Source organism: Peteryoungia rhizophila (genome assembly GCF_004912145.1).
GTDB classification, from domain to species: Bacteria; Pseudomonadota; Alphaproteobacteria; order Rhizobiales; family Rhizobiaceae; genus Allorhizobium; species Allorhizobium rhizophilum.
In genome coordinates this window covers 165,474-186,661 of sequence record NZ_STGT01000005.1, presented here as the reverse complement: position 1 = coordinate 186,661, position 21,188 = coordinate 165,474, and the positions used below count along the sequence as shown (strand labels likewise).

Genomic DNA, 21,188 nt, shown 5'->3' with positions numbered 1-21,188 from the left:
AGATTCGGGGAGCGCTCCATGCCGAGATTGTTCACTGCCCTCGAAATTCCACGCAACGCCGCCATGAGCCTCTCATTGCTGCGCGGCGGGCTCCCCGGAGCGCGCTGGATCGACGTGGAAAACTACCACGTCACGCTTCGCTTCATCGGTGATGTGGACGGACGGACGGCAGACGAAGTCGTCGACAGGCTCGACCGCATCGATCGCCCCGAATTTTCCCTGACATTGAACGGTATCGGCTCCTTCGGCTCCAAGAAGCCGCATTCCATCTGGGCGGGTGTATCACCTGCGCCGGAACTCTACGCGCTGCAGGGCGAGATCGAACGGATCTGCCAGCGCATCGGCCTTCCTCCGGATCCACGCAAGTTTACCCCGCATGTGACCCTGGCAAGGCTGAAGGCTTCGCGGGTTGAGGACGTCGTGCATTACCTCGGCGGACGCGGCGATTTCCAGACAATGCCGTTCCGGGTCGGACGCTTCGTGCTGCTCTCTTCCCGGGACTCGGTCGGCGGCGGCCCTTATCTGACCGAAGAGGTCTTCCCGCTCCGCGAGGCTGTTGGCTACTCGAATTTCGCCACGACCGCGCTGCAGCCCGAAAAGAGCATGCTGTAGACGGCTTCGAAGTCCTCCGGTTCACCGTAATAGGGGTCCGGCACGTCCTGCCGGGTGCCGAAAGCAAGATCGGCGAATAGGTGCAGGCGAGCCGTCGCTTCGGCGGGCATGACGGTTTCCAGTGTTGCGAGATTGCTCTCGTCCATCGCAACCACCAGATCGAATTCAAGGAAATCCTCAGGGCGGACCTGTCGCGCGCGCTGACGTGAAATGTCGATGCCTTTCGCGGCGGCCACTTTGATCGAACGCCGGTCGGGCGGGTTGCCGATATGCCAGCCACCGATCCCGGCAGAGGCGATCAAGGGCTTTTCACTGGCAGCCGCCGTCAAGTGGCGGTAGATTCCTTCAGCCAATGGCGATCGGCAGATATTGCCCAGGCAGACAAAAAGTATCGACGGTAACGGCATCGGTGGATCCTGGAGGAGTGAGGCCTTTGAAATACGAGAAACTGGATGCGGCGTCCATTGCCGCTCGATTGAGTGAGCTCAATGATTGGACGATCGGGCGCGAAGGCGGCGCCATTGAGAAGCGGTTTGCCTTTCGCGATTTCCGTCAGGCCTTCGGCTTCATGACCGAATGCGCGCTCGCGGCGGAGAAACTCGATCATCATCCCGAATGGTTCAACGTCTACAAGAAGGTCGATGTGACGCTGACCACGCATTCGGCCGGCGGTGTGACGGAACTGGACTTCAAGCTTGCCGTTCTCATGGACATGGCCGCTTCCCGAGGCGGGTGATATTGCGCGGTGATTGAATTCCAAAGCCGGCATTCACATATGATTGATCGGGTCCGAACGAAAGGATCGATGGGCTATGGATGATGTGAAGATCGGTGAGATCCTGCTTCCCGGCGACGAGAAGACGCAAAAAAAGCAGGAAGAGAAGGTGCGCAGCCGTTTCTGGCCAACCTTCAAGAAAGCTGCCCGGCAGATCCCGTTTTCGCGGGATCTGGTTGCCGCCTATTATTGCGCGATGGACCGCGAAACGCCTTTCCGCGTAAGGGGTATCCTCCTTGCTGCTCTGGGTTATTTCGTCCTGCCGATCGATGTGATCCCCGACGTGCTTGCGGTTGTGGGCTTCACCGATGACATTGCGGTGCTGACGACGGCGATAGCTCTGATAAACAGGCATATCAAGGAGCGCCACTACGAGGCCGCCGACACGGTCCTCGGCGACGAGGAACTGAGGGCCTGATCCCTCACATGGCTGCCGTGGTCTCCAGGGCAGCCCAACTCTTGCCTTTTTCTTTCCTTCTACATCGTTCGCAAGGTCGAGGTCCGAGAAGCGCTTTTTGCCGGATTTCGGGGCGCCACACGAGACGGCGACGCCAAATGTGACATCAAGGCGTGCGTTGTTCATCGTTTGGTAAGGTAAATTAAGTCAAACTGAACACAGGTTTTGACGATGAGCGCCCGGCCGCACGGTCGGGTGATGGATGGAAACAACCGGCAGGAAGACATGTTCGTAAGAAGTAGCGTAACCGCACTGGCAATCCTCCTGGCGAGCAGCGGGCTCGCCAACGCGCAATCGCCCACGCGGATCGAGCAGTTCAGGGCTTGGGGCGCCTATTCCTACAAATCGAATGGTGGCACTGTTTGTTACGTGCTCTCTGTTCCGACGACCAAGGAACCGGCCAGCGTCAATCACGGCGACATCTTCTTTGTCGTGTCGCAGCGTCCCGGCCAGAACATCTCGTATGAGCCGCAGGCCATGATGGGTTACCCGATGAAGGGCGACTCCAAGGTCAATGTGACAATCGACAGCAAGAACTTTGTCTTGTTCGTCAAGGACAGCTCAGCCTGGGTCGAGAATGCAGCCGAAGAACCGGCGCTCGTGGCCGCGATGAAGGGTGGCTCGACCATGACCGTCAAGGCGACGTCGGCGCGTGGCACAGCCACTAACTACACCTATTCGCTTTCCGGCATTTCGGCAGCGCTGCAGAAGATCCAGAACTGCAACTGAGGCCGATAAGGCAGATATTGATGAAAGGGGCCGGCAGCATCTGCCGGCCCCTTTCATTTGTGCATGGCCGCCTCGCAGGCAGTCGGGGTGACGAAAGGCAAAAAAGCTGCTATTGGCCGCTGCAAATAGGGCATAGGGCTCGATCCCCCTGTCCGCCATGATCCATGAATTCACACCCGCCAGCCGGGACGCGCTCGATCCGAGCAAGCTTCTCCATATGGTCCAGAGGTTCAAACGATGACAGTTTCAGTGACGCTCCCCGAGCGTAGCCAGACTGCGGCTCCGGTTCGCCCCACCGCTTTCGTCGAAAAGCCAAGCCTGATCGGCTTGGATCGAGACGAGCTGGGTGAGGCTTTGCGCGACAAGGGCGTGCCGGAAAAGCAGATCAAGATGCGCGTGGCGCAGATCTGGAACTGGCTCTACGTGCGGGGCGTCTCCGACTTCGATCACATGGTCAATGTCTCCAAGGACATGCGCGGAATGCTGAAGACGCATTTCACCATCGCGCGTCCCGAGATCGTCGAAGAGCAGGTCTCCAACGACGGCACCCGCAAATGGCTGTTGCGCTTTCCGCCGCGCGGGGCCGGCCGTCCCGTCGAGGTTGAAAGTGTCTATATCCCGGAAGAGGGTCGCGGAACGCTCTGCATCTCGAGCCAGGTCGGCTGCACGCTGACCTGTTCCTTCTGCCATACGGGCACGCAGAAGCTCGTGCGAAACCTGACCGCGGAAGAGATTCTTGCGCAGCTCCTGCTCGCACGCGACCGTCTCGGCGATTTTCCCGACCGTGAAATTCCCGTCGGCACCATGATGCCGTCGAGCGACCGCAAGATCACCAACGTCGTCATGATGGGCATGGGCGAGCCTCTCTACAATTTCGAAGAGGTGAAAAAGGCCCTGCTCATCGCGACCGACGGCGACGGCCTTTCGCTGTCCAAGCGTCGCGTCACCTTGTCCACCTCGGGCGTGGTGCCAGAGATCTACCGGACAGGCGAGGAGATCGGCGTCATGCTGGCAATCTCCCTGCATGCCGTGCGCGACGAGCTGCGCGACATGCTGGTGCCGATCAACAAAAAGTATCCGTTGAAGGAGCTGATCGAGGCCTGTCGCAACTATCCGGGCGTGTCGAATGCCCGGCGCATCACCTTCGAATATGTGATGCTGAAGGACGTCAACGACAGTCTGGAAGATGCCAAGGGCCTTATCCAGCTGCTCAAGGGCGTGCCGGCGAAGATCAACCTCATCCCGTTCAACCCGTGGCCGGGCACCAATTACCAGTGTTCCGACTGGGCACAGATCGAGAAGTTCGCCGACTTCATCAACCAGGCCGGTTTTGCCTCGCCGATCCGCACACCACGCGGCCGCGACATCCTCGCCGCCTGTGGCCAGCTCAAGTCGGAATCCGAGCGCATGCGCAAGACCGAGCGTCTAGCGTTCGAAGCGATGATGATCGCCAATCACGGCGAAGACGACGATTGAGTTTCGGCGGGACGGCTGTCCCGCCATTGAACTTACTTGGTCTGCGTCATGAAGATCTTTACCGCGAAGATCGAGAAGACACCGGCAAAGGTGTAGTCGATGCCGCGCAGGACCTTGCGGTTCGCCTGTAGCCAGCTCGACATGAAATCCGCCCCATAGACGATGCCGATGCCGATCGGCAGCGACAGGATGATCGACCAGAGACCCAGGAAGATCAGCTTGCCCGTCACGTTCGGGTCGGTGGCGGTGACGAATTGCGGCAGGAAGGTCATGAAGAAGATGATGACCTTGGGATTCAAGAGATTGACCCAGAGCCCGTTCAGGAAGGCGCCCTTCTTCGAGACGACCGCATCACCATCCGCCTTGATGACGAAATTCGAGCCGTGCCTGACAGCCTGGAGCGCCAGCCAGAGCAGATAGGCTGCGCCACCCGTCTTGAGCAGCAGGAAGGCCGTCGGCGAGGCGACGATCAGCGCCGAGATGCCGAAAGCGACCAGCATGGTGTGGATCGAGATCCCGAAGCTCGTTCCGGCGAGCGTCATCAGGCCGATCGCGCGACCATCTCGGAGCGAGCGGCTGATCCAGAGCGTCATGTCCGGACCGGGGGTGATGGCAAGGAGGAGTAGCGCCAGGCTGAAGGCAAGAAAGACGGGAAGGCTCGGGATAAAATCCATTGATGTCACCGTATGACGAAGCACCCGCGACCTGCGGGTGATCAATCCATAACGGCCTTCGCCGACCTTGCCAATCAGCCTCTGGGGATCGACAGGTAGGTCTTGAAAGCGTCGGCATAGTCCGGATGCCAGCGCGAAAGCGGCGGGCGATTTTCGATGATGTCGCCGGCGGCCCAGGCGATCCGCTTTTCGTCCAGTGCGCGGTTCACATCGTTATCCGGGCAGAGGATGTAGAAGTCCCCTCTGACAAGGCTTTCCAGCATGAACTCGACCGTTTCCTCCGGTGTCCAGGCGCCGGCCGGCTTTTCGGTGCGGCCATTCGCCGTCAGACCCGTGAAGACGAAACCGGGGATCAGCAGGTGAGCGGTGACATTGCAGTCCGGCGTGTTGCGCAGCTCGTGCTGAAGCGCTTCGGTGAAGGCCTTCACGCCGGCCTTCGAGACATTGTAGGCCGGATCACCCGGGGGCGTCGTGATGCCCTGCTTGGAGCCTGTGTTGATGATGAGGGCCGCATCCTTGTGGGCGACCATGCCCGGGCCGAAGGTGCGGGTGCCGTTGATGACGGCCATCAGGTTGACGCCGAGTACGTTCTCCCAGTTTGCCTGCGGCCCGAAGAGCGCGCTGCCCGGCTGGATGCCGGCATTGTTCATCAGCACATGTACGCGTCCGAAACGCTGGATGACGGCGCGCTCCAGCGCTTCCAACTCGTCCAGTTTCGAGACGTCAGTGCCGATTGCGACGACATCGGCATCACCGCCGGGCGCCAGAGACATGACTTCGGCAGCAGCCGCTGCCAAGCGGTCACCTTCGAGATCGACAAGCACAATGCAAAGACCCATGCCGGCAAATGCCTTGGCCGCGGCGAGGCCGATCCCCGATGCGGCACCGGTGACGACGGCGACATGACCCTTCATAAGTGCCGGATGCTGGATCGTCATGGGCAAACTCCTTTAGAACCTGTGGTGTTTTCGCTGGTGGCGATATGGTATCCTGAACCAGCATCGTCAACGTGACAGCGCTCGATGGAGGCATGCTGCGATGAACAAGGTTACGACCGTTACTGTTTCCGGAGAGCTGGCCGAGTTCATGGAAGCTAAGATTTCTGCCGGAGATTATGCCTCGGAAGCTGAGGTCATCGAGGCAGCCCTTGCATTATTGCGCGATGAGATAGACGGCCTTGCCGCCATCCGCGCCGCCATCGAGGAGGGGGAGGCCTCCGGCGAACCGCAGCCGTTTGATCCAGTTCAGTTCCTGGATGAAATCCATCGGAAATACAGTGATTGATGTGGCGACCTACAAGCTCTCGCCGCTGGCGCGGAAAGATCTTGAAGGAATTTGGTGTTACTCGTGGGAACGATGGTCTAAGGACCAAGCCGATAGATATTATTCGCAAATCGTGGCTGCACTCCATGACTTGGCGAACGGTAGCAGAGAGGGTAAACCGCTCATTGGCTTCAAAACCGGATATCTCAGTCTATCTTGTGGGTCGCATTTCATAATCTATGCTCGGCGTAAGAACGCCGTCGAGGTCATCCGCATCCTTCACCAACGGATGAATATCGGCCGTCATCTCTGACGCTCGCACGTCCACATGCCCTTGCACGCCAGAGGAATCTCGCTAAAAGTGCCGCCATTCTTGATCCAGGCGGGGTCTGAGCCTCGCTCCTTCCAGACGGAACGCATCACATGGCACTCCCCAAAGACGTGAAGAAAGTCGTCCTCGCCTATTCCGGCGGCCTCGACACCTCCATCATCCTGAAATGGCTGCAGACCGAACTCGGTGCTGAGGTCGTCACCTTCACCGCCGATCTCGGCCAGGGCGAAGAGCTTGAACCGGCGCGCAAGAAGGCCGAGATGCTGGGCATCAAGGAGATCTTCATTGAGGACGTGCGCGAAGAATTCGTCCGCGACTTCGTCTTTCCGATGTTCCGCGCCAACGCCGTCTATGAAGGCGTGTACCTGCTCGGCACCTCGATTGCCCGTCCGCTGATCTCCAAGCATCTGATCGATATCGCCAAGAAGACCGGCGCCGATGCCATCGCCCATGGCGCTACCGGCAAGGGCAATGACCAGGTTCGCTTCGAACTTTCGGCCTATGCACTGAACCCCGACATCAAGATCATCGCCCCGTGGCGCGACTGGGCCTTCAAGAGCCGCACCGATCTGCTCGCCTTTGCCGAGCAGAACCAGATCCCTGTCGCCAAGGACAAAAAGGGCGAGGCGCCTTTCTCTGTTGACGCCAATCTGTTGCACTCCTCCTCCGAGGGCAAGGTTCTCGAAGATCCGTCCGTCGAGGCGCCGGAATACGTGCATATGCGCACCATTTCGCCGGAAGCCGCCCCCGACAAGGCCACGACGATCAAGGTCGGCTTCGAAAAGGGTGATGCTGTCTCGATCAACGGCGTTCGCATGAGCCCGGCGACGCTGCTGGCCGAACTCAACAACTACGGTCGCGACAACGGTATCGGCCGTCTCGACCTCGTCGAAAACCGCTTCGTCGGCATGAAGTCGCGCGGCGTCTACGAGACCCCCGGTGGCACGATCCTGCTTTCGGCACACCGCGCAATCGAATCGATCACGCTCGACCGGGGTGCCGCCCACCTCAAGGACGAGATCATGCCGCGTTATGCGGAGCTCATCTATTACGGCTTCTGGTTCTCGCCGGAGCGCGAGATGCTGCAGGCGCTGATCGACAAGAGCCAGGAGCATGTCGAAGGCGAAGTGACGCTGAAGCTCTACAAGGGCAATGTCATGGTCATCGGCCGTGAATCGTCGAAGTCGCTCTATTCCGACCAGCTCGTCACCTTCGAAGACGACCAGGGCGCCTATGACCAGAAGGATGCCGCAGGCTTCATCAAGCTGAACGCGCTTCGCCTGCGGACCCTCGCCAAGCGCAATCTCGGCAAGTAAACCAACATCATCATTCAAGATCGCCCGTCTTCCACATGGAAGGCGGGCTTTTTCATGCCCGTCGTTCGAGGTGTCTGAGCCAGAGGAAGCCGGCGACGGCGCTCAGTTCCATGAAGGGAATGATGATGCCGAAGGCGGTGAGCGGATCGCCGATCGAGGCTGCTGCGACCCCGCCTGCGAAGCCTGCACTCATCTGCAGGAAGCCTGTCAGGGCAGACGCTGACCCCGCGATATGCGGGAAGGGGGCCATGCTCATCGTCACGACATGAGGGCTCAAGAAAGCGAGCCCGAAGGTGCAGACCGCTACCGGTCCCATGACCGACAGGAAGAAGGGCGGTACGAAGGCGACCGACAATGCCATCGCGATGGCACCCGAGCCGCAGAGTGTGATACCGAGCCTCGACGCCGTGAGACCGGAAATCCGGCGAGAGACGAGTTTCAGCGTGAGCGATCCCGTCAAATAGGCCCCTGATTGCATCAGCATGCCCAAGCCAAACTGGGTGGGTGTCAGGCCGACCTCGTTGATCAAAACAAAGGGGAGCATGGTCGACTGAGCGTAGAGGGCGCCGATGGTGCCGCTGAGCACCAGGGAGGCGGCGAGGAAGCGGCCATTGCCGGCGACTTCGATATAGCTGCGCCACAACTGGCTGGGTCGCAGACGACCCATGTCCGGAACGATGGTTTCCCGGAGCAGCAACAGCGTGAAGGCCATGGCCATCAGGCCGAAGGCGACCATCAGCAGAAACACAGCATTCCAGCCGAAAGCGGCGAGCGTCAGGCCCCCCAGCGTTGGCCCCATGGCCGGGCCGACTGCGAGGAAGATGCCGATGGTATTGAGAATGCGGGAGGCATCCGCGCCGGTGTAGAGGTCTCGAACGATCGCGCGTCCGACGACGACGCCAACGGATGCACCGATGCCCTGCACAAGGCGTGCAGCCAGGATGAATTCGACGCTCGGCGCCACGAACGCCAGAAGCGAACCGGCCAGATAGATCGCCAGAAAGATCAGCGTCGCCTTCTTGCGACCGAGCGCATCGGCAAGCGGTCCGGCGACCAGCTGGGCGAGGGCGAAGCCCGCGAAGAACATCGAGAGACTGAGCTTGATGGCGGCGTCCGTCGTGTCGAAGGCGCGCACGAGTTCGGGCATTGCCGGCGTGTAGATCGCCATGGATATGGGGCCGAGCGTCGTCAGGAAGGCACCGAGAAACGTGGTGCGGCGCTCGCTCATGCGCATTTGTGTCATGAATACTCGCTCAGGAACTCACAGAGTGCCGCCGTTCGCACGACGCCCGTCAGGACTTAGAGCGAATGCGGGTCTGGATCGAGTCCCGAAATGAGAGAAGTCGTCGTTCTGCTCGGTCAGGTGCTGCGAGTGAAGAAGTCGAGGACCTTCGAATAGGAGTCCGCCACGTCCATGTCACCGATCATTTCGGCCAGAGAGTGCTGTGTCCTGTAATACTCGGCATAATCAAATTGCGAGTCGTCGGTGAGCGTCGACAGATCGGTGACGTTTCCGTTCCGGTCGACCATCTGCAATGGAAGTTCGGTCGACAGTTCGCGATAGGTGTTTTCGTCGATCTCGTCGCGCTGGAAGCTCTCGCTGGCGATTTCGCGCAGCCGCCGCGGCGTCATGCTGGCGAAGACGGACAAGGCCTCCTCGAAGACTTCCGTATCGCGGTTTAGAACCTTCTTCGGCTCCAGGTCGGAGAGTCGAACGTCTGTTTGGGGATTGCTTTCTTTGACGCGGAGCGTCGATACGCCTACCGGCTGGATCGGAAAGATTTCCATGGCCATGGACCGTCCTTTCATAGGATGCATCGATCTATGGGCCTATTCGAATGTACGTCAATGATGTGGGAATGAGGGGCCGGAAAAATCTGTTCTTTTTCACTGATTTTTGCGTGCGCGTCTTCATCCGGTCGGGATAGCATGCGGCAAATCAGTGCGCCGCTGCTCTCAAACGGCGCCTAAGGAGGTTTCTGAATGACTGAGTCGTCCGTACTAAATCCCGCTGTCATCGATTGGAGCGGCCCGCATGGTCTGCCGCAATTCGAGAGAGTCGGTGACGAAGATTATGCGCCGGCCTTCGAGGCAGCCTTGAAGGAGCATGATACCGAGATCAACGCGATCGCTGACAATTCGGAGCCCGCAACCTTCGCCAATACCATCGTCGCACTCGAACTGGCGGGTGATGCGCTGTCGCGCGTGTCTGCGCTGTTCTGGAACCGCGCTGGCGCGCACACCAATCCGGGCATCCAGGCGCTGGAACGCGAGATCGCGCCCAAGATGTCGCGCCATTATTCGAAGATCGGCATGAACGCTGAGCTGTTTGCTCGCATCGACGATCTCTGGACACACCGTGCCGATCTCGGGCTGACGGTCGAAGAAACGCGAGTTCTCGAACGCCACTGGAAGGGCTTCGTCAAGGCGGGCGCCAAGCTGCCGAAGGCCGAGCAGGAGCGGCTGGCCGCCATCAACGAGCGGCTTGCGAGCCTTGGCGCCAGTTTCGGCCAGAACGTGCTCGCCGACGAATCCTCCTGGATCCTGCCGCTGTCCGGCGAAGAGGATCTCGCCGGCATCCCTCCGTTCCTGCGCGATACGATGGCCTCGGCCGCTGCCGCGCATGGCGCCGGGCACGCCCACGTGGTCACACTGTCCCGCTCGATCATCGAGCCGTTCCTGACGTTCTCCGAGCGCCGCGACCTGCGTGAGACCGCCTTCAAGGCCTGGACCTCGCGCGGTATCAACGGCGGCGAAACCGACAATCGGGCGATCGTCAAGGAGACGCTCGCACTTCGGGCGGAGAAGGCGAAGCTGCTTGGCTACAAGGACTTTGCGTCCTTGAAGCTCGACAACACGATGGCCAAAACACCCGAAGCGGTGAACGGGCTTCTGATGCAGGTGTGGGAGAAGGCCGTCTCGCAAGCACGCGCCGAAGAGGCGGAACTTGCAGCTCTGATTGCCGACGAAGGCAAAAATCACGCGGTCGCCCCCTGGGACTGGCGCCACTATGCCGAGAAGCTCCGGGCGCAGAAGTTCAATTTTTCGGAAGCGGAGCTGAAGCCCTATCTGCAACTGGAGAAGGTCATCGAGGCCTGCTTCGATGTTGCGGGCCGCATCTTCGGTATCCGCGCCGTGCCGCTCACCAATGTTGTGGGCTATCATCCGGACGTGCGCGTCTTCGAAATCCGCGACCGCAACGATGTGTTGGTCGCCCTTTTCCTCGGCGATTATTTTGCGCGTCCGTCCAAGCGCTCCGGTGCCTGGATGAGCAGTTTCCAGGCGCAGCATCGCCTGCCGCTCAAGAACGGCCGGCAGGGGGAATTGCCGATCATCTACAATGTCTGCAATTTTGCGAAGCCCGAACCGGGCCGCCCGGCGCTGCTGTCGCTCGACGATGCCCGCACGCTGTTCCACGAATTCGGCCACGCTGCGCATGGCATGCTGTCCAATGTCACCTATCCCTCCGTGTCAGGTACGGGCGTCTCGCGCGACTTCGTCGAACTGCCCTCGCAGCTTTATGAGCATTGGCTGACCGTGCCGGAAATCCTCAAGACCTATGCGGTCCACTATCAGACCGGCGAGCCGATGCCGCAGGCCCTGCTCGACAAGGTGCTTGCGGCGCGCACTTTCAATGCCGGCTTCAATACGGTGGAGTTCACCTCGTCCGCGCTGGTAGACATGGCCTTCCATACGCAGGGGCCCGTCGAAGACCCGATCGCCGTGCAGGCTGAGGTGCTGGAAAAGATCGGCATGCCTGCCTCTATCGTCATGCGCCACGCCACGCCGCACTTCCAGCATGTGTTCTCCGGTGACGGCTATTCGGCCGGCTACTATTCCTACATGTGGTCGGAAGTGCTCGACGCCGATGCCTTTGCCGCCTTCGAGGAAACCGGCAATCCCTTCGATCCGGAGACGGCCCTCAAGCTCAAGACCCATATCTATGCGTCCGGCGGATCGATCGATCCGGAGGAGGCCTACAAGGCATTCCGGGGCAAGATGCCGAGCCCGGAGGCCATGCTGAAGAAGAAAGGGCTTGCGGCTTAAGGGCTGCTGGACCCACAAAATGCGACGCCGGCGGTAACCATCGCCGGCGCATCGGGCGTTTCCCCCTTTCGCAAATGCAAAAAACAAGCTATGAGCGCGCCAAAGTAAATCGGCGCCACTCTCCCGTATTGCGCCCCAGCTATCAGAGATCACAAACATGAAAATGCGCAACATCGCGATTATCGCGCACGTCGACCATGGAAAAACGACCCTTGTGGACGAGCTTCTGAAGCAGTCGGGTTCTTTCCGTGAGAACCAGCGCACCGCCGAGCGCATGATGGATTCGAACGACCTCGAAAAGGAACGTGGCATCACGATCCTGGCCAAGGCGACCTCGATCGAGTGGAAGGGTCACCGCATCAACATCGTCGACACGCCCGGCCACGCCGACTTCGGTGGTGAAGTCGAGCGTATCCTGTCGATGGTGGACGGCGCGATCGTTCTGGTCGACTCCTCCGAAGGCCCGATGCCGCAGACCAAGTTCGTCGTCGGCAAGGCGCTGAAGGTCGGTCTTCGTCCGATCGTCGCGATCAACAAGATCGACCGTCCGGATGGCCGCCATGAAGAAGTCATCAACGAGGTCTTCGACCTCTTCGCCAATCTCGACGCGACCGACGATCAGCTCGACTTCCCGATCCTCTACGGCTCTGGCCGCGATGGCTGGATGAACGTCAACCCGGAAGGCCCGAAGGATCAGGGTCTCGCCCCGTTGCTCGACCTGGTTCTCGAACACGTGCCGGAGCCCAAGGTCGAAGAAGGCCCGTTCCGCATGATCGGTACGCTTCTCGAAGCCAACCCCTTCCTCGGCCGTATCATCACGGGCCGCATCGCCTCCGGCTCGATCAAGCCGAACCAGGCCGTCAAGGTTCTCGGCCAGGACGGCAAGACCGTCGAAACCGGTCGTATCTCCAAGATCCTCGCGTTCCGTGGCATCGAGCGTCAGCCGATCGAAGAAGCCCATGCTGGTGACATCGTCGCCATCGCCGGCCTCTCCAAGGGCACCGTTGCTGACACCTTCTGCGACCCTTCGGTCACCGAAGCCATGACCGCACAGCCGATCGACCCGCCGACGGTCACCATGTCCTTCCTCGTCAACGACAGCCCGCTGGCCGGCACTGAAGGTGACAAGGTCACGAGCCGCGTTATCCGCGACCGTCTGTTCAAGGAAGCCGAAGGCAATGTCGCGCTGAAGATCGAAGAATCCGACGGCAAGGACTCGTTCTTCGTCTCCGGCCGCGGTGAATTGCAGCTGGCCGTTCTGATCGAAACCATGCGTCGCGAAGGCTTCGAGCTTGCCGTTTCGCGTCCGCGCGTCGTCATGCACAAGGACGAGAGCGGCACCACCATGGAGCCGATCGAAGAAGTCGTGATCGACGTCGACGAAGAGCATTCCGGCATCGTGGTCCAGAAGATGTCCGAGCGTAAGGCCGAGATGGTCGAGCTTCGCCCGTCCGGCGGCAGCCGCGTCCGTCTGCGCTTCTACGCACCGACCCGTGGTCTGATCGGCTATCAGTCGGAACTTCTGACCGACACGCGCGGCACGGCGATCATGAACCGCCTGTTCCACGACTACCAGCCTTACAAGGGTGCGATCACCGGTCGCGTCAACGGCGTACTTCTCTCGAACCAGTCCGGCGAAGCCGTCGCTTATGCGATGTTCAACCTGGAAGACCGTGGCCCGATGATCATCGAGCCGGGCGAGAAGGTCTATGCCGGTATGATTATCGGCATTCACACGCGTGACAACGACCTCGAAGTCAACGTTCTCAAGGGCAAGCAGCTGACCAACATCCGCTCGGCCGGCAAGGACGAAGCCGTCAAGCTGACCCCGCCGATCCGCATGACGCTCGACCGCGCTCTGTCCTGGATCCAGGACGACGAACTGATGGAAGTCACGCCGAAGTCGATCCGCCTGCGCAAGATGTTCCTCGATGCGAACGACCGCAAGCGCATGGACAAGGCCAAGGCCGCCATCTGAGGCGCAAGTCTCTGAAAATATGTCTCGTTTTGAAACCCCGGTCTGCAAGGCCGGGGTTTTGTTTGTTGAACTTGTTCCTCCTGCCTTGCGGGTAGAGTTAAAAAAGCGTTAAATTTTCACCGTGGGACCGATGCAGGTTCAGGCTCCGCGCTCCAGTGCTGGGCGCGTCAGGGTGGGTTTACGTTATGAAGACGTTGTCGATCGACATGCGCTTGGCAGGTCCCGGTGATGCCGCAGCGGTCGCGGATGCTCATCGCAGTGCCTGGACACACGCCTATTCCGGCATCATTCCTTATCGTGCCTTGACCCGGATGATCGAACGCCGCGGCGAAAGCTGGTGGCGCAAGGCGGCGCGTGGTCCGGCCACGATACTGGTGGCAGAGGTGGCCGGGACGGTCGCTGGCTACGCCTCTCTCGGATACAACAGGGCCCGTGCTCTGCCGCATGAAGGCGAGATCTACGAACTTTATCTGCGGCCGGAATATCAGGGCATAGGTCTCGGCTATCAGCTGTTCCACGAGGCGCGGCGCACGCTGAAATCGCTCGGCTGCAACGGCATGGTTGTGTGGTGCCTCGAAGACAGCGAGATTGCCGCCAATTTCTTCCGGTCGAATGGTGGCGTCGACGCCGTCGAAGGCATGGAAGATTTCGACGACGTGCATCTGAAGAAGCTCGGATTCATTTGGAACTGAACGGCAGATCTTGCCCTGATAGGCCCTGTCCGTGCGACCGGGTTGTCGATTAAGCCACTGAGGATGTCCGCGGCGTGCCCGCTTCTGGCATAGAACTCCGTCGAAAGCCGTGTTGCATTGCGCCATTATTCGCATTAGGTAGCGCAGGAATTCAACACTCTACGGGGTCCAATAATATGCGTATTGATGCAATTGCCATCGGCAAGAACCCGCCGGAAGACATCAACGTCATCGTCGAAGTTCCTGTCGGCGGCCAGCCGATCAAGTATGAAATGGACAAGGACGCCGGCACGCTGGTCGTCGACCGCTTCCTCTACACCCCAATGACCTATCCGGGCAATTACGGTTTCGTGCCGCACACGCTTTGCAAGGATGGCGATCCGCTCGACGTTCTGATCTGCAACACGCGCCCGCTGGTGCCGGGTTGCGTCATCAATGTCCGCCCGATCGGCGTGATGATGATGGAAGACGATGGCGGTATGGACGAGAAGATACTTGCCGTTCCGGTGCCGAAGCTGACGCGTCGCTACGACAAGATCACCAATTACACGGATCTTCCGGAAATCACGCTGAAGCAGATCCAGCACTTCTTCGAGCATTACAAGGATCTGGAGCCCGGTAAGTGGGTTAAGATCGGCGACTGGATGGATGTCGACTTCGCCAAGCAGATCATCCTGGAGTCGATCCAGCGCGCTAAGGACGAAGGCAAGTAAGCTCAGGCCGACGCCAGCGTATCTATCTTGAATTTCAAGTCCTCCGGGTCGCCATCGATCCGGAGGATTTTTTGTCTGGCGGTGTCGCCGGAGACGACGGTGATCGCGGTCTTCGGAACCTTGAGTGCCTTCGAGAGCAGGGAAATCAGCGCCTTGTTGGCTTTCCCTTTTTCCGGAACGGCAGTGACCCGTGCTTTCAGATGTGTATGCCCGTCGCCGTTGACATCCACGCCGTCAAACGCATCGCGCCCGCCGTTCGGTGTCAACCGTACGGCAAGCAGGATGTGATCTTCGCGCGATCGATAGGGGTTGGTCACGCCACCAGCGGATAGACGCTGTTCCAGAGGAAAGAGCGCAGGAAGAAGATGATCAGCAGAACCACGATCGGCGAGATATCAATGCCACCAAGATCGGGCATGAAACGCCGGATCGGGCGGAGGACAGGTTCGGTGACGTTGTGGAGGAACTGCCCAAGCGTCGCGACGAATCGATTGCTGGAGTTGATCACGTTGAAGGCGTAGAGCCAGGAGAAGATCGCACTGCCGATCAGAATCCAGGTAAAGATACTCAGGGCAAGGTCGATCGTCTGAAACAGTGCGTACATTCAGGTCTCCATTTCTCGGTTGACAGAGATGTAGACATTGGCGACTTAACGGACAAGTGGATGGGGCCCACGCAACACGAATCATGTTTAACGGCGGGCCCGTCCGCAGCTCAAGGTCAATTCGATGCACCCGTCCCCGGCCGATGATCGTTTCGCGGCATTTCGGCATTCCTCCTACACCCGCTTCTTCTTCGCCCGCTTCCTCGGCGCCTTCGCCACGCAGATCCTGAGCGTCTCTGTTGGCTGGCAGATGTATGATCAGACAGGCAATGTCTTCTACCTCGGTCTGATCGGGCTGGTGCAGTTCCTGCCGTCGCTTCTGCTGATTCTGGTGACCGGTTCCGTTGCCGATCGCTACAATCGCCGGGCGATCGTGTCGATTTGCATGATCGCGAGTTCGATCTGCGCTGCCGCGCTCCTGGGGCTTACGATCGCGGATGCTTTCGAACCGACGATCGTCTTTGTCATCCTCGTGATCTTTGGTATCGAACGGGCCTTCGCGGCGCCCGCGGTGCAGTCCCTAGCCCCCAATCTCGTGCCGCAGAAGGATCTGTCGAACGCTGTCGCCTGGAATTCGTCGTCATGGCAGACGGCGTCGATCGTCGGGCCGGTGGCTGGCGGCCTTCTTTATGGCGTCAGCCCGGTGATGGCCTATTCCATCTCCTTCGCTTTCTTTGCCGCGTCCGCCGTGCTGGTCTTCCTGGTCAAGCGTCCGCCGCAGCGGAAGTCCGAAAAAGCGGTCAGCCTCGACACTCTGTTTGCCGGCTTCCGCTTTATCTTTGGTGAGAAGGTGGTTCTTGGGGCGATTTCGCTCGATCTATTCGCCGTTCTTCTCGGGGGTGCGGTTGCCTTGATGCCGGTCTTTGCGCGGGACATTCTCGATCTCGGCCCCTGGGGCCTCGGCCTGCTGCGTGCCGCCCCTGGCATTGGCGCCATCATCGTTGCGATCGCACTGGCGACCTTTCCGATCCGCCACAATGCCGGGACCTTCATGTTCATCGGCGTGGCACTCTTTGGTGTCGGGACGATCCTATTCGGGTTTTCCGAAAGCGCCTGGATCTCGATCTTCGCGCTGATGCTGATGGGAGCCGCCGACATGGCGTCGGTCTATGTGCGAGAGACGCTGATTGCGCTCTGGACGCCGGACGAAGTTCGCGGCCGCGTCAATGCCGTCAATATGGTCTTCGTCGGGGCATCGAACGAACTCGGAGAGTTCCGCGCCGGCACCATGGCGCATTTCATCGGACCGGTCCCAGCAGTCGTGCTCGGTGGCTTTGGGACGCTTGCGGTCGCTGCCGTCTGGGCGCTCGGCTTCCCGCAATTGCGTAAGATCGACAACCTCGAGGCGCCGGAGCGTCAGGAGGCGCGCTGATCGCGCTTGAAGATCAGGTCGAGGAAGTCGGAGAGCCAGGCCCGCAGCGGCGCGTCGAAGATCATCCGGCCTTCCAGATGCTCTCGGCCCTGCTGGGCATTCGGGAGCACGAAACGATGGGCACCATGGACGACCCAGCGGTGCATCATGGCGCGGGTGAGTTCTGCATGGAACTGCACGGCCCAGGCGTTCTCACCATAGCGAAAAGCCTGGTTCGGATAGATGTCTCCGGTCGCCAGCAGCTTGGCGCCATGCGGCAGGCTGAAGCCTTCGCGGTGGAAGTGATAGACCATCTTCGGCCAGTGCATGAGCAGTCGGCCATGTTCGGTCGGATTGATCGGATACCAGCCGATCTCGGTGCGCTCTTGCAGGTCGGCCTCGACCTTGCCGCCGAGGTGGCGGACCAGCATCTGGGCACCGAGGCAGATGCCGAGGAACGGCTTGTTTTCCCTCAGCGGCACGTCGAGCCAGTTGATCTCGGTGCGGATGTAATCTTCCGGGTCATTGGCGCTCATCGGGCCGCCGAAGACGACGGCACCGGCATGGTCTGCCAGGGTCTTTGGCAATTCCTGCCCGAGCACCGGCCGGCGAATGTCGAGCAGGTAGCCCTTTTCTTCGAGCATTTGTCCGACGCGACCGGGGCTGGAGCGTTCCTGATGCAGGACGATCAGCACGGGTTGCTTGCGATCGCGGGGATGCGATCGTTCGTCAGGTGGCATCGTCGATGACTCCGAGGCCTGCGCGTTCCGCGGCCTCCTGTCGCTGGACGATCCGTTCGCGACCGGAGACGCCGAGCAGATCGGCAACGCGCCAGATGGCATGGTCTTCCATTTCGCTCCGAGTGCCATCGGCATAGACGATGTCCCAGAGCAGACCGACAAGCTGCTGGCGCTGTTCTTCGTCCAGCTGCCGCTTCAATTCCGTGGTGAAACGATAGTAGTCGACCGCCTGGTTCTCCGCGTCCTGTCCCGCTGCGATCAATGCATCGAGATTGGCTCCGTCGAGTCCGTATTGATCTTTCAAGATCTCGCGCAGCTTTTCCCTCTCGGCATCCCGTACGATACCGTCTGCCTCCATGACCTGGAGACAGAGAGCCGCCACGGCTATGCGGGGATCATCGGGCGCGAAGACCGCCTTCGGGCGGTCTTGCATCACGGTTTGGAAGAAAGCTTGCAAGCGATCGAGCATGCGGATCCTGTCAGAAAAGTTTCAGGCGGGTCTTGGATTCAGACGAGGCGAGCGCCGGGTCCTTTACGCCAGGATCGTCGGGAGGGCGTCCGAAAAAGGGCTCGACGACGACAGAGTCCGCGGCGGGCGCGCTCTCCTTCGTTGCCATCACAGGTGTGTCCGGTTTGGCAGGCTTGGTCTCCTTGCTCGGCTTTACCGGGGCGTCGGCCTCGATGACGAGGCTGTCGGCTTCGACCACCTTGGGCTTCGGGGCCTCGATCGTCGGCTCGGGCTGCGATGGCATTTCGGTCCTGGCTACCGGAGGAAGTGCTGCAAGCGCTCTTTCCCCTTCGGAAAGGGTGCCTTCCTCGATCGGTCCAGCCAACTGGTCGAACGGCGTCTTCCACTCAAAGGCGTCAAGGCGGCCGGTAACCGGTGAAATGGGCATCCAGCGCTCGGAGACATGACCGTCGGCCACCCAGGCTGGATCGCGCGGTGCTTTGAGCGCCTGGCCCATCCAGTGGCGGATGCGACCCTGATCGCCTGTCTCGGCTTCCTCGATATCGGCGAGCAGGAGATAGACCCGCTCGCGGGAGGCCATACGCGCTGCGGCCTCGGCCTTGGCTCGGGCCTTCTTGAAGTCCTGCGCGTCGAGCGCCGCTTCCGCGACGGCGAGCAGAGATTCGTAATTGTTGGGTTTCAAGGCCTCCAGCTTGTCGGCCTTCTTCAGTCTATCAACTGCGCTGTCGCCAAGGCGGGCGCGGACATAGGCGCGGGCAACCTCCGGATGCGGCTCAATCTTCCAGATCTGTTCGAGCGTGCTGGATGCCTTGCGCAAATTGTCCTCGCGGACATAGGCCTTGGCGGCGACGATCGCCGCCGGGACCAGATCCTTGGCGAGTTTGAGTGCCTTCAGGGCGCTGTCGCGGGCCGCCGTCGGCTCGGCTTCCAGCTGATCCTCGGCCTTGGCCGTCAAGAGTACAGCTTTCAGGCGGTCGGCCTCGTGACGCTCCAGAACATGGGCAATCTTCTGCTGGTCGAGCAGGCGGATCGCGTCATCCCAATGGCCGGCGCGGCAGCGATATTCCAGGGTCGCCTTGGCCGCCCAGGGAAGGTAGGGGGCGGCTTCGGCCGCGGTCTCGGCATATTGCCGCGCCGCCTCGTGAGCGCCGAGGCGATTGGCCTCGACATAGAGGCCGCGCAGGCCGAGTTCGCGCGTTTCCGGATCCTCCGACATTTCCTGGAAGAGGCGGCGCGCCTCGTCGTGGCGTCCCTCGATCAGCGCTGCCTGGGCGTCCAATACCCGGATCAGCGGTTCCTGGTCGGCGCGAATGAGGCTGCGGGCACGGGCGCTCATTCGGCGCGCGAGGAGGGCATTGCCGGCGCCGGCCGCGATGAGGCCAGTCGAGAGCGCCTGATATCCGCGGTCTCTCTTGCGCGCGCGGAAAAAGCGGCGGACCGAATGCGGCGAGGTCCACAGCGTGCGGAGCAGCCACCACGACAGCATGACGGCAGCAACGGTCGCCACCAGTGCGGTCACAGCGACGATGAGATCCGTCTGATAGCGCTGGCCCTCCCATTCGAGCCAGATGTCCCCCGGGCGATCGGCGACCCAGGAAAAGCCGAAACCAAGCGCGAGGATGAAGCCGAAGAAGAAGAGGATCTTGAAGATGGTTGTCATGCGTCAGCCCCCGTTTCCGGCCACGGTCTGGGAAAGGGCAGCGGAAACGCTCTCCTCGGCCTCGATCCTGTTCTTCAGCTTGGTCGCGAAGTCGGATGATGCCTGCTTGCCGTCACCGGGCAGCAAATCCCATTCGAGCGCAGCACCCTTGAGGTCACCGTTCTGGAGCTTGTTTTCGACGCGCGCGACGATCGCTTCCGGTGTGTCGCCCTCGACATTGCCGACGGGGCGGACCTTGACGAGAGAGCGGGCGCTCGACAGGAGACGGTCCGTCCATCCTTCGCCGGCAGTCGGCTGGTTGATCGCTGCGAGAATGTCATCCGCGACCTGGCCGAATTCTCGCGCAAGATGCGACCGGGAAGGGATGCCGACGCTGGCCAGAGGCGTCAAGGACGCGACAGCCGGATCTTCGGGTGAAACGCTCTTCAGGGCGTCGAGCTCAGACAGGAAGGGGCCGCCGCGATCGATGGCTGTCTTCAATCCGGCAAGGGCAATGGCGCGGGCCATTTCGACGTCGCTGCGCGGCTCTTCCAGCTTGCGCTCTGCCTCCGTCAGGCGCGAGGCACTCTGGTCCAGCGCCTGCTTGTTGCTGACGATCTCGCTGCGCAAGGATTCGATCGCCTGTTCCGCGGCGACGAGCTGTGTCTTCAAGGCTTCGACAGCTGCCGCGTCTGCGGTTGGTGCGGAACCAGTCTCGGCGACACTCGCCTCCAGTGCTGCGAGGCGCTCGGCGATGGCCGGATCGGTCGCGGCTGGCGCGGGCTGTGCCGCAAGTCGGGCGACTTCTGCCTTGAGAGTCTCGATTTCCGCCGTGTCGACTGCAGGAGCCTCAACGGTCTGCTCCGGACCCAGACCCGGCACGATACCTGCATATTGCATGCTGCCAGCCAGCGCGAGTGCCACGAGACCACCGACTATGCCGGATGCCACCAGCGTCGAAGTGGCAGGTGACTGGAGGGGCGGTTGTGCGGATGCTGGCGCCTCTGCGGCTGTCGTGTCGTCGAGCGCCTGTGGAGGCTCTTCGGTCAGGGGTGGCGTTTCCACCGCGTCTGCCTTTGGGGTCCACGGATCGGAGGGTGTGTCTGCCAAAGACTCGCTCGTGTCTGACGAGCTCGTCACCATCTCGTCCGTCACGGGTGACGAAGCAGGGGGTTCCGACTTCCGCGTTTCAGATGCGCCGGCATCGTCGAGCGTTTCGGTTTCCTTGGCAGTCAGGTCGATCGTCACCGGTTGATCCGGGGCTTTCGATCGACGGGGTGGCTTTCCGGAAACCATGGCAACCTCTTCATTTCGTGCGTGCC

General features: G+C 60.7%; 24 protein-coding genes. 13 read left to right on the top strand and 11 right to left on the bottom strand.

The features are described 5' to 3' along the window. Positions 1-18 precede the first annotated feature (18 nt). Positions 19-612 carry an RNA 2',3'-cyclic phosphodiesterase gene (gene thpR, locus E9677_RS19950; protein WP_136559816.1) on the top strand — a complete coding sequence of 198 codons (594 nt, stop codon included), beginning with the start codon at positions 19-21 and terminating at the stop codon, positions 610-612. Here the strand turns inward: thpR and E9677_RS19945 are convergent. After that, the gene (locus E9677_RS19945; protein WP_136559815.1) at positions 561-1,019 is read right to left on the bottom strand and encodes a low molecular weight protein-tyrosine-phosphatase; all 459 of its coding nucleotides are present in this window, start codon (positions 1,017-1,019) and stop codon (positions 561-563) included. The genes thpR and E9677_RS19945 overlap by 52 nt on opposite strands. A gap of 26 nt (positions 1,020-1,045) precedes the next feature. On the opposite strand from E9677_RS19945, the gene E9677_RS19940 reads away from it, so the two are divergent. From E9677_RS19940 to rlmN, 4 genes are all read left to right on the top strand, one after another. Further along, entirely contained in the window at positions 1,046-1,348 is a 303-nt protein-coding gene (locus E9677_RS19940; RefSeq protein ID WP_136559814.1) for a 4a-hydroxytetrahydrobiopterin dehydratase, read from the top strand. 76 nt (positions 1,349-1,424) lie between these two features. After that, entirely contained in the window at positions 1,425-1,805 is a 381-nt protein-coding gene (locus E9677_RS19935; protein WP_136559813.1) for a YkvA family protein, read from the top strand. Positions 1,806-2,069: 264 nt separating this feature from the next. Continuing rightward, a complete protein-coding gene (locus E9677_RS19930) occupies positions 2,070-2,573 on the top strand; it encodes an invasion associated locus B family protein (protein WP_136560043.1) in 504 nt (167 codons plus the stop codon). 237 nt (positions 2,574-2,810) lie between these two features. Further along, positions 2,811-4,049 (top strand): 23S rRNA (adenine(2503)-C(2))-methyltransferase RlmN, encoded by a 1,239-nt coding sequence (rlmN, locus tag E9677_RS19925; RefSeq protein ID WP_136559812.1) that lies wholly within the window; start codon positions 2,811-2,813, stop codon positions 4,047-4,049. A 32-nt stretch (positions 4,050-4,081) separates the two neighbouring features. Here the strand turns inward: rlmN and E9677_RS19920 are convergent, their stop codons facing one another. Beyond that, complete coding sequence (locus E9677_RS19920; RefSeq protein ID WP_136559811.1) at positions 4,082-4,723, bottom strand: LysE family translocator; 642 nt, start codon at positions 4,721-4,723, stop codon at positions 4,082-4,084. Between the two features lie 74 nt (positions 4,724-4,797). Further along, on the bottom strand, positions 4,798-5,661 hold the full coding sequence (locus tag E9677_RS19915) for an SDR family NAD(P)-dependent oxidoreductase (RefSeq protein WP_136559810.1): 864 nt from the start codon (positions 5,659-5,661) through the stop codon (positions 4,798-4,800). A 100-nt stretch (positions 5,662-5,761) separates the two neighbouring features. Here E9677_RS19915 and E9677_RS19910 point away from each other — a divergent pair, with 100 nt between their 5' ends. From E9677_RS19910 to E9677_RS19900, 3 genes are all read left to right on the top strand, one after another. Continuing rightward, complete coding sequence (locus E9677_RS19910; RefSeq protein ID WP_136559809.1) at positions 5,762-6,007, top strand: type II toxin-antitoxin system ParD family antitoxin; 246 nt, start codon at positions 5,762-5,764, stop codon at positions 6,005-6,007. Continuing rightward, positions 5,979-6,299: a type II toxin-antitoxin system RelE/ParE family toxin gene (locus E9677_RS25950; protein ID WP_136559808.1), complete on the top strand. Its 321-nt coding sequence runs from the start codon at positions 5,979-5,981 to the stop codon at positions 6,297-6,299. Before E9677_RS19910 ends, E9677_RS25950 begins: the two co-directional genes overlap by 29 nt. Before the next feature lie 110 nt (positions 6,300-6,409). Next, positions 6,410-7,633, top strand: a complete 1,224-nt coding sequence (locus E9677_RS19900; RefSeq protein WP_136559807.1) for an argininosuccinate synthase — start codon at positions 6,410-6,412, stop codon at positions 7,631-7,633. A gap of 52 nt (positions 7,634-7,685) precedes the next feature. On the opposite strand, the gene E9677_RS19895 is transcribed toward E9677_RS19900, so the two are convergent. Both E9677_RS19895 and E9677_RS19890 read right to left on the bottom strand, forming a co-directional pair. Continuing rightward, complete coding sequence (locus E9677_RS19895; protein WP_136559806.1) at positions 7,686-8,876, bottom strand: multidrug effflux MFS transporter; 1,191 nt, start codon at positions 8,874-8,876, stop codon at positions 7,686-7,688. A gap of 116 nt (positions 8,877-8,992) precedes the next feature. Further along, positions 8,993-9,427, bottom strand: coding sequence for a hypothetical protein (locus tag E9677_RS19890; protein ID WP_235883042.1), 435 nt, complete (start codon positions 9,425-9,427; stop codon positions 8,993-8,995). 189 nt (positions 9,428-9,616) lie between these two features. On the opposite strand from E9677_RS19890, the gene E9677_RS19885 reads away from it, so the two are divergent. The 4 genes from E9677_RS19885 to ppa all read left to right on the top strand — a co-directional run bounded on the left by E9677_RS19885 (position 9,617) and on the right by ppa (position 15,063). After that, positions 9,617-11,680, top strand: coding sequence for a M3 family metallopeptidase (locus tag E9677_RS19885; protein ID WP_136559805.1), 2,064 nt, complete (start codon positions 9,617-9,619; stop codon positions 11,678-11,680). Between the two features lie 157 nt (positions 11,681-11,837). Then, on the top strand, positions 11,838-13,658 hold the full coding sequence (typA, locus tag E9677_RS19880; RefSeq protein WP_136559804.1) for a translational GTPase TypA: 1,821 nt from the start codon (positions 11,838-11,840) through the stop codon (positions 13,656-13,658). 185 nt (positions 13,659-13,843) lie between these two features. Further along, positions 13,844-14,350, top strand: a complete 507-nt coding sequence (locus E9677_RS19875) for a GNAT family N-acetyltransferase (RefSeq protein ID WP_136559803.1) — start codon at positions 13,844-13,846, stop codon at positions 14,348-14,350. 176 nt (positions 14,351-14,526) lie between these two features. Continuing rightward, entirely contained in the window at positions 14,527-15,063 is a 537-nt protein-coding gene (ppa, locus tag E9677_RS19870) for an inorganic diphosphatase (protein WP_136559802.1), read from the top strand. Between the two features lie 2 nt (positions 15,064-15,065). On the opposite strand, the gene E9677_RS19865 is transcribed toward ppa, so the two are convergent. Together E9677_RS19865 and E9677_RS19860 are read right to left on the bottom strand one after the other, a co-directional pair. Beyond that, positions 15,066-15,380 (bottom strand): DUF167 domain-containing protein, encoded by a 315-nt coding sequence (locus E9677_RS19865; protein ID WP_136559801.1) that lies wholly within the window; start codon positions 15,378-15,380, stop codon positions 15,066-15,068. After that, a complete protein-coding gene (locus E9677_RS19860) occupies positions 15,377-15,667 on the bottom strand; it encodes a YggT family protein (protein ID WP_136559800.1) in 291 nt (96 codons plus the stop codon). The genes E9677_RS19865 and E9677_RS19860 overlap by 4 nt, the downstream gene beginning before the upstream one ends. Positions 15,668-15,791: 124 nt before the next feature. Between E9677_RS19860 and E9677_RS19855 the strand changes: the two genes are divergently transcribed. Further along, positions 15,792-17,039, top strand: a complete 1,248-nt coding sequence (locus tag E9677_RS19855; protein ID WP_136559799.1) for an MFS transporter — start codon at positions 15,792-15,794, stop codon at positions 17,037-17,039. Here E9677_RS19855 and E9677_RS19850 read toward each other — a convergent pair. From E9677_RS19850 to E9677_RS19835, 4 genes are read right to left on the bottom strand one after another with little or no spacing between them, the layout of a single operon-like run. Continuing rightward, positions 17,024-17,758, bottom strand: a complete 735-nt coding sequence (locus E9677_RS19850) for a glutamine amidotransferase (protein ID WP_136559798.1) — start codon at positions 17,756-17,758, stop codon at positions 17,024-17,026. The genes E9677_RS19855 and E9677_RS19850 overlap by 16 nt on opposite strands. Beyond that, positions 17,748-18,227: a tellurite resistance TerB family protein gene (locus tag E9677_RS19845; RefSeq protein ID WP_136559797.1), complete on the bottom strand. Its 480-nt coding sequence runs from the start codon at positions 18,225-18,227 to the stop codon at positions 17,748-17,750. Before E9677_RS19845 ends, E9677_RS19850 begins: the two co-directional genes overlap by 11 nt. Positions 18,228-18,237: 10 nt before the next feature. Then, entirely contained in the window at positions 18,238-19,887 is a 1,650-nt protein-coding gene (locus E9677_RS19840; protein ID WP_136559796.1) for a heme biosynthesis protein HemY, read from the bottom strand. Positions 19,888-19,890: 3 nt separating this feature from the next. Then, the gene (locus E9677_RS19835; RefSeq protein ID WP_328591183.1) at positions 19,891-21,114 is read right to left on the bottom strand and encodes a mitofilin family membrane protein; all 1,224 of its coding nucleotides are present in this window, start codon (positions 21,112-21,114) and stop codon (positions 19,891-19,893) included. Positions 21,115-21,188: the final 74 nt, after the last annotated feature.

Coding starts and splice junctions, on each gene's coding strand:
- E9677_RS19840 (WP_136559796.1), bottom strand. CDS start 19,887: ATGACAACCATCTTCAAGATCCTCTTCTTCTTCGGCTTCATCCTCGCG.
- E9677_RS19915 (WP_136559810.1), bottom strand. CDS start 5,661: ATGACGATCCAGCATCCGGCACTTATGAAGGGTCATGTCGCCGTCGTC.
- E9677_RS19875 (WP_136559803.1), top strand. CDS start 13,844: ATGAAGACGTTGTCGATCGACATGCGCTTGGCAGGTCCCGGTGATGCC.
- E9677_RS19935 (WP_136559813.1), top strand. CDS start 1,425: ATGGATGATGTGAAGATCGGTGAGATCCTGCTTCCCGGCGACGAGAAG.
- E9677_RS19900 (WP_136559807.1), top strand. CDS start 6,410: ATGGCACTCCCCAAAGACGTGAAGAAAGTCGTCCTCGCCTATTCCGGC.
- E9677_RS19920 (WP_136559811.1), bottom strand. CDS start 4,723: ATGGATTTTATCCCGAGCCTTCCCGTCTTTCTTGCCTTCAGCCTGGCG.
- E9677_RS19860 (WP_136559800.1), bottom strand. CDS start 15,667: ATGTACGCACTGTTTCAGACGATCGACCTTGCCCTGAGTATCTTTACC.
- ppa (WP_136559802.1), top strand. CDS start 14,527: ATGCGTATTGATGCAATTGCCATCGGCAAGAACCCGCCGGAAGACATC.
- E9677_RS19930 (WP_136560043.1), top strand. CDS start 2,070: ATGTTCGTAAGAAGTAGCGTAACCGCACTGGCAATCCTCCTGGCGAGC.
- E9677_RS19945 (WP_136559815.1), bottom strand. CDS start 1,019: ATGCCGTTACCGTCGATACTTTTTGTCTGCCTGGGCAATATCTGCCGA.
- E9677_RS19895 (WP_136559806.1), bottom strand. CDS start 8,876: ATGACACAAATGCGCATGAGCGAGCGCCGCACCACGTTTCTCGGTGCC.
- E9677_RS19850 (WP_136559798.1), bottom strand. CDS start 17,758: ATGCCACCTGACGAACGATCGCATCCCCGCGATCGCAAGCAACCCGTG.
- rlmN (WP_136559812.1), top strand. CDS start 2,811: ATGACAGTTTCAGTGACGCTCCCCGAGCGTAGCCAGACTGCGGCTCCG.
- E9677_RS19910 (WP_136559809.1), top strand. CDS start 5,762: ATGAACAAGGTTACGACCGTTACTGTTTCCGGAGAGCTGGCCGAGTTC.
- typA (WP_136559804.1), top strand. CDS start 11,838: ATGAAAATGCGCAACATCGCGATTATCGCGCACGTCGACCATGGAAAA.
- E9677_RS19855 (WP_136559799.1), top strand. CDS start 15,792: ATGCACCCGTCCCCGGCCGATGATCGTTTCGCGGCATTTCGGCATTCC.
- E9677_RS25950 (WP_136559808.1), top strand. CDS start 5,979: ATGAAATCCATCGGAAATACAGTGATTGATGTGGCGACCTACAAGCTC.
- E9677_RS19890 (WP_235883042.1), bottom strand. CDS start 9,427: ATGGCCATGGAAATCTTTCCGATCCAGCCGGTAGGCGTATCGACGCTC.
- E9677_RS19885 (WP_136559805.1), top strand. CDS start 9,617: ATGACTGAGTCGTCCGTACTAAATCCCGCTGTCATCGATTGGAGCGGC.
- E9677_RS19845 (WP_136559797.1), bottom strand. CDS start 18,227: ATGCTCGATCGCTTGCAAGCTTTCTTCCAAACCGTGATGCAAGACCGC.
- thpR (WP_136559816.1), top strand. CDS start 19: ATGCCGAGATTGTTCACTGCCCTCGAAATTCCACGCAACGCCGCCATG.